Origin of the sequence: Streptomyces sp. UH6, from assembly GCF_013421635.1 — a bacterium.
GTDB lineage: Bacteria > Actinomycetota > Actinomycetes > Streptomycetales > Streptomycetaceae > Streptomyces > Streptomyces abyssomicinicus.
In genome coordinates this window covers 1-5,831 of the sequence record NZ_JACADT010000311.1, presented here as the reverse complement: position 1 = coordinate 5,831, position 5,831 = coordinate 1, and the positions used below count along the sequence as shown (strand labels likewise).

The 5,831-nt window shown below is 73.4% G+C and carries 6 protein-coding genes; 4 read left to right on the top strand and 2 right to left on the bottom strand.

Annotated elements, in window-relative coordinates; genetic code table 11:
• Positions 1-384: 384 nt before the first annotated feature.
• Positions 385-1,338, bottom strand: coding sequence for a 2-hydroxyacid dehydrogenase (locus HW445_RS16240; RefSeq protein WP_180221734.1), 954 nt, complete (start codon positions 1,336-1,338; stop codon positions 385-387).
• 103 nt (positions 1,339-1,441) lie between these two features.
• Here HW445_RS16240 and HW445_RS16235 point away from each other — a divergent pair, with 103 nt between their 5' ends.
• Together HW445_RS16235 and HW445_RS16230 are read left to right on the top strand one after the other, a co-directional pair.
• Positions 1,442-2,449, top strand: coding sequence for an aldo/keto reductase (locus tag HW445_RS16235; protein ID WP_180221733.1), 1,008 nt, complete (start codon positions 1,442-1,444; stop codon positions 2,447-2,449).
• A gap of 175 nt (positions 2,450-2,624) precedes the next feature.
• The gene (locus tag HW445_RS16230) at positions 2,625-3,764 is read left to right on the top strand and encodes a PQQ-dependent sugar dehydrogenase (RefSeq protein WP_180221732.1); all 1,140 of its coding nucleotides are present in this window, start codon (positions 2,625-2,627) and stop codon (positions 3,762-3,764) included.
• A 34-nt stretch (positions 3,765-3,798) separates the two neighbouring features.
• On the opposite strand, the gene HW445_RS16225 is transcribed toward HW445_RS16230, so the two are convergent.
• On the bottom strand, positions 3,799-4,428 hold the full coding sequence (locus tag HW445_RS16225; protein WP_308799266.1) for a TetR/AcrR family transcriptional regulator: 630 nt from the start codon (positions 4,426-4,428) through the stop codon (positions 3,799-3,801).
• Positions 4,429-4,532: 104 nt separating this feature from the next.
• Here HW445_RS16225 and HW445_RS16220 point away from each other — a divergent pair, with 104 nt between their 5' ends.
• Both HW445_RS16220 and HW445_RS16215 read left to right on the top strand, forming a co-directional pair.
• Positions 4,533-5,084 (top strand): NADPH-dependent FMN reductase, encoded by a 552-nt coding sequence (locus HW445_RS16220; protein ID WP_180221730.1) that lies wholly within the window; start codon positions 4,533-4,535, stop codon positions 5,082-5,084.
• Positions 5,085-5,089: 5 nt separating this feature from the next.
• On the top strand, positions 5,090-5,831 hold a 742-nt coding region (locus HW445_RS16215), incomplete at its 3' end, for a DHA2 family efflux MFS transporter permease subunit (protein ID WP_180221729.1).

The window sequence follows — 5,831 nt, the reverse complement described above, 5'->3', positions numbered from 1 at the left end:
GCGGGGCGTCGGGTGGCGGCGCGGTGGACCACGGCGCGACCGCTGACGGCGCGACGGCTCACGGACCGAGGGGTCCCGGTCCTCCCGGCGTGACGGGCGGCGTGTTGGGCGGTGCAATGGACGACGTGATGGACGGCGTGATGGACGGCGTGGTAGGTCGCAGCGTCATGGGTCCGTCGTCCGGTCCGTCGGCCGTGCATCACCCGTCGCCCCCCTCGCAGTTCGGTCCAGTCCGTCTCCGGCGCCTCGATGCGGGCGCAGCCCCCGAGTGACGATACACCAGCATCGTCACTCAGGGACATAGTTCATCTACTCTGCGTGATGACGAACGGAGGTTCGGAGACGTTCCGCTTTCGCGGGACTGCGGAGAGTACCCGGACCGGGTCAGTCCATGCCTGCTCCACCGGTCGTCAGCATCACATTGCGCAGAGGGCGTCCGTCGGCGAATCGGGACAACTGGTCCACCAGCAGCCTCTTGGCCCTCGGCTCGAACGCACTGGTGGGGCCTCCGACATGAGGGGAGATCAGCACACCGGGAGCCGTCCACAGCGGGTGACCGGGGGGCAGCGGCTCGGGATCGGTGACGTCCAGCGCGGCCTTGATCCTTCCGGTTTCCACCTCCGCGAGCAGGGCCTTGGTCTCCACCACGGGCCCCCGGGCCACGTTCACCAGCAGCGCCCCGTCCTTCATGCGGGCGAGGAACGGGGCGTCCACGAGATGGCGGGTGGCCTCGGTGAGCGGCGTCAGAAGGACCACCACGTCGGCCTCGGGCAGCAGCCCCGGGAGGTCGGCGAGCTGGTGCACGGGACCGCGCTCCGTCGTGCGCGCGGAGCGCGCGACCCGTACCACCCGCGCGGGTTCGAACGGCACGAGCCGGTCCTCGACCGCCGAGCCGATCGCCCCGTAGCCGACGATCAGCACCGTCCGGTCGGCCAGCGCGGGCCGGAAGCCGCTCGCCCACTCACCGCGTTCCTGGGCGCGCACGAAGTCGGGGATGCCGCGCAGCTGGGCCAGGATCAGCGCCAGGGTCAGCTCGGCGGTGCTGGCGTCGTGCACCCCCCGGGCGTTGCAGACCTGGACGCCGTCGGGCAGCGCGGCGAGGCCCGGCTCGACGTGGTCGATCCCGGCGGAGAGCGTCTGCACCACCCGCACCGACGTCATCTCCCGCATCGGGCGGGTGGTCACCGCACCGGCCTTGAGGTAGGGGACGACGTAGAAGTCGCAGGCGGCCGGGTCCGCCGGATACTCCCCCTCCCCGTTCCAGAACCGGTACACGGGACCCTCGGGAAGTCCCTCCAGCTCGTCCTCGCGGTAGGGCAGCCACACTTCAGCAGTCATGCCCCCGAGGCTAGGTCAGTGCCCGCGGACGGCAGACGTTAGGTTGGTTGCTCGCGGGATCCGGTGGTGGCGGCAGGGCATGCCTAGGGAGGGTCGGGGGCAGGTGGAGCGCAGGAGGTTGGGCTCGACGACGCTCGAGGTCGGTGCCGTCGGGCTCGGGTGCATGCCGATGAGCTGGGGGTACAGCGCCTCGCGGCAACGCGGCGGCGAGTCGCTGCGCGCCGTGCACCGGGCGCTCGACCTGGGGGCCGGGGCCGCGCTGCTCGACACGGCCGACATGTACGGGCCGTTCACCAACGAACTGCTGCTGGGCCGGGTGCTGAAGGAGCGGCGCCAGGACGCGTTCGTCTCCACCAAGGTCGGTCTGCTGGTCGGGGAGGGCCACCTGGTCGCCAACGGCCGGCCCGGCTACGTGCGGCGCGCCTGCGACGCCTCGCTGCGGCGGTTGCAGACCGATGTGATCGACCTGTACCAGCTGCACCGCTCCGACCCCGAGGTGCCGGTCGAGGAGACCTGGGGCGCCATGGCCGAGCTGGTGCGTGCGGGCAAGGTGCGCTCGCTGGGCCTGTGCGCGGTGGGCGGCGCCCGTACCGGCCGCCGGACCGGGGCACGGCCGTACCAGGGCACGCTGGCGGAGCTGAGCCGGCTCCAGCAGGTGTTCCCGGTGACGGCGGTCGAGGCGGAGCTGTCCGTCTGGTCCCGGGAGGCGCTGGAGACCCTGCTCCCCTGGTGCACGGCGCACGGGGTGGGGTTCCTCGCCGCGATGCCGCTGGGCAGCGGTTACCTCACCGGCACGCTCACCCCGGGCGAGGGGTTCGAGCCCGACGACCCGCGGGCGCGGCATCCGAGGTTCACCGCGGAGATGATGGCCGCCAACCAGCCCGTCGTGGCCGGGTTGCGCCGGGTCGCCGCACGGCACGGCGCGCAGGTGACGCCGGGGCAGGTGGCGCTGGCGTGGGTGCTGGCGCAGGGGCCGCACGTGGTGGCGGTGCCGGGGACGAAGCAGGAGCGCTGGGTCGGCCCCAACGCCGGCGCGGCCGCGCTGCGGCTGACCGCCGAGGACCTGGCGGAGCTGCGGGACCTGCCGGCGGCGCTCGGCTCCTGGGACTGAGCGCCGGTCTCCCGGGGCGTCGGACGGCACGACCGCGGCGGAGCGGGAACTTTCCGGAGCCGTCCGGTGTAGGACAGGGTGAAGCCGAAACCCGTGCGGTACCGCTCGGCCCCGTGACGTGACCGATCCGACCGAAGGGACCCTCATCGTGCGACGTCCTGGACGATCCGCGGCCGTGGCGGCCGTGCTGGCCTCCTCCGCGCTCCTGTTGACCGCCGGCTGCTCCTCGGGAAGCGGGGACGCGGCGCCGTCCCCCTCGGTGAGCGGCGCGACGGCGAACCCGTCGCCGTCGGGGAGCCCGGGGGCGAGCACCCCGCCCGCCAAGGGGTCGGTGGAGGTGGTCCGGACCGTGGCCACCGGGCTGAAGTCGCCCTGGGGGGTGGCCCCGGTGGGTGACGACGCGCTGCTGGTGGCCTCCCGCGACGAGGGGACGGTGACCCGGGTCGATACCTCGAGCGGGAAGAAGACCGAGGTCGGCGAGGTGCCTGGGGTCGCTCCGGAGGGCGAGGGCGGGCTGCTCGGCCTCGCGCTGTCCCCCGGGTTCTCCTCGGACCACTACCTGTACGCCTACTTCACCTCCGCCTCCGACAACCGGATCGTGCGGATGCTGTACCGCCCGGACCGGCCGGCGGGCGAGCAGCTCGGCGAGCCGGACGTGGTGTTCCGGGGCATTCCGAAGGCCTTCGTGCACAACGGCGGGCGGATCGCGTTCGGCCCGGACAAGCTGCTGTACGTCGGCACCGGGGAGGCGGGCGACGAGGAGCTGTCGCAGGACCGGGAGTCGCTCGGCGGCAAGATCCTGCGCCTCACGCCGGAGGGCGAGCCCGCGCCGGGCAACCCGTCCCCGGACTCCCCGGTCTTCTCGTGGGGTCACCGTAATGTGCAGGGTCTCGCCTTCGACGACCGACAGCGGCTGTTCGCGGCGGAGTTCGGCCAGGACACCTGGGACGAGGTGAACCACATCGAGCCGGGCGGCAACTACGGCTGGCCCGAGCAGGAGGGCAAGGGAGGCGGCGGGGAGTTCCGCGATCCGCTCGCCCAGTGGAGCACCGACGAGGCCTCCCCCAGCGGGATCGCCTACGCGGAGGGCTCGGTCTGGATGGCCGGGCTGCGCGGCGAGCGGCTGTGGCGGATCCCGCTGGCCGGCACCGAGGCGTCGGCCGAGCCGCAGGCGTTCCTGGAGGGGAAGTACGGGCGACTGCGCACGGTGGTCGCGGCGGGCGGCGACCGGCTGTGGCTGGTCACCTCCAACACGGACGGGCGCGGGGAGCCGAAGGACGGCGACGACCGGGTGCTGGAGCTGCGGGTGCGATGACCTTCGCGTGAACGTCCGGGCCTCGCGCGGGGGTTCAGGTTCGGCGCGGCAGGTGTCCGTACAGGAAGGTCCGGACCCCGGCGGCGATCAGCGCCTCGCGTTCGGACTCCGGCAGGGGCGTGGCGCCCGGGTGGGTGCGGCTGCCGATCTCGGTGCCGGTGAGCAGCACGAAGTGCAGCGCGGCCTGTTCGGGGTCGGGGGCCTCGAACCAGCCCTCCTCGGCCAGCTCGCGGAAGCGCTCGGCGAGCGCGGCCTGGGAGCGGTCGGGCCCGTTGGCGCGCCAGGTCTCCAGGAACTCGGAGGGCAGCCGGCCCGCCTCGGCCTGCATCTGCCGCACCACCGCGAAGTGCTCCGGGTGGGCGGACTTGGGCTCCAGCCAGGCACGGGCGAAGGCGACCAGGTCCGCCTCCAGGTCGGTGACCTTGTGCAGCCTGCGGTCGATGGCGTCGACCTGCGCCTCCACCACCCGCCGCGAGCCTTCGAGCAGGACGGTGCGGAAGAGCTCGTCCTTGCCCGCGGGGAAGTGGTTGTAGATCGTGCGTGAGGAGACCCCGGCCTCCTGCGCGATGGCGTCGATGCCCGCGCGGGCATAGCCCTCCCGGCCGAACACCCTGGCGGCGCCCCGCACGATCGCCTGCCTCTTGTCGGTCCGTCGCTCGCCCACCAAGGCCGTCCTTTCCTTCGCCGTCGCGCGCTCCACGGTAGCCGCCGCCCGAGCCATTACAACGGCCGTTGCATTATTTGCCATCATCGTTGTACCTTCGGTCCATGACGTCCTTCTCCTCCGCTCCGTTACGCCTCCTCGTCCTGACCGGCTCCACCCGGGAGGGCCGCTTCGCCCCCGTGGTCACCGGCTGGTTCCTCCGGGTGGCCGCCGAACGCGACGACCTCACCCTCGACCCGGCCGACCTCGCCGACCATCCGGACGGCGAGGGCCTCGCGGAACGGCTCGCCGCCGCCGACGCCTTCGTGGTCGTCACCCCGGAGTACAACCACAGCTTCCCCGCGCCCCTGAAGCAGGCGATCGACCGGTACCGCGACGAATGGCAGGCCAAGCCGGTCGGTTTCGTCTCCTACGGCGGCTTCGCCGGCGGTCTGCGCGCGGTCGAGCAACTGCGGCAGGTCTTCGCCGAGTTGCACGCGACCACGGTCCGCGACTCGGTCAGCTTCCCTCTCGCGTGGGAGCGGTTCGACGCGGACGGCGTCCCGCACGACCCGGCCGTCCCGGAGGGCGCGGCCAAGGCGATGCTGGACCAACTGGTCTGGTGGGGACGCGCCCTGCGGGCCGGACGGGCGGCCGTGCCGTACCGGGCGGGCTGACCGGGGTGGCCGTCACCCTGCGGCGGCGCCCGCCCGGCGGGGCCGCCGCCGCGCTTCCCGCGATACCCCGGCAGGTCATGGCGATGGCCGCGGTGCTGGTGCTGGGCTCGTTCATGACCGTCCTCGACCTGACCATCGTCAACGTCGCCCTGCCCCGCCTGGAGGCCTCGTTCGGCAGTCCGCTGTCCGTGGTGCAGTGGGTGGTCACCGGTTACACGCTGGCGCTGGCCACCGTCCTGCCGGTCACCGGGTGGGCGGTGGACCGGTGGGGCGGGCGGCGGGTGTTCCTGGTCTCCGTGGCGCTGTTCACCACGGGGTCGGGGCTCTGCGGCGTCGCCTGGGACACCGGGTCGCTGATCGCCTTCCGGGTGGTGCAGGGGGCGGGCGGCGGACTGATCGTGCCGGTGGCCATGACCCTGCTGCTGCGCGCGGTCCCGGCGGAGCGCAAGGGTACGGCGATGGCGGTCCTGGGCGTCCCGGTGCTGATCGGGCCGATGACCGGGCCGGTGCTCGGCGGGATCCTGACGGACGCCCTGTCCTGGCGGTGGATCTTCCTGGTCAACCTGCCGGTGGGCGTTCTCACCCTGGTGCTGGGCGCCCGGCTGGTGCCGGGCGGGGGCGAGGACCCGGTACGCCGCCCGCTGGACCTCCTGGGTCTGCTCACCCTCTCCCCCGGTCTGGCCTCGGTGTTCTACGGGCTGACGGTCGCGGGCGAGGGCGGCACGCCCGCCTCGGCGGGCGCGCTGC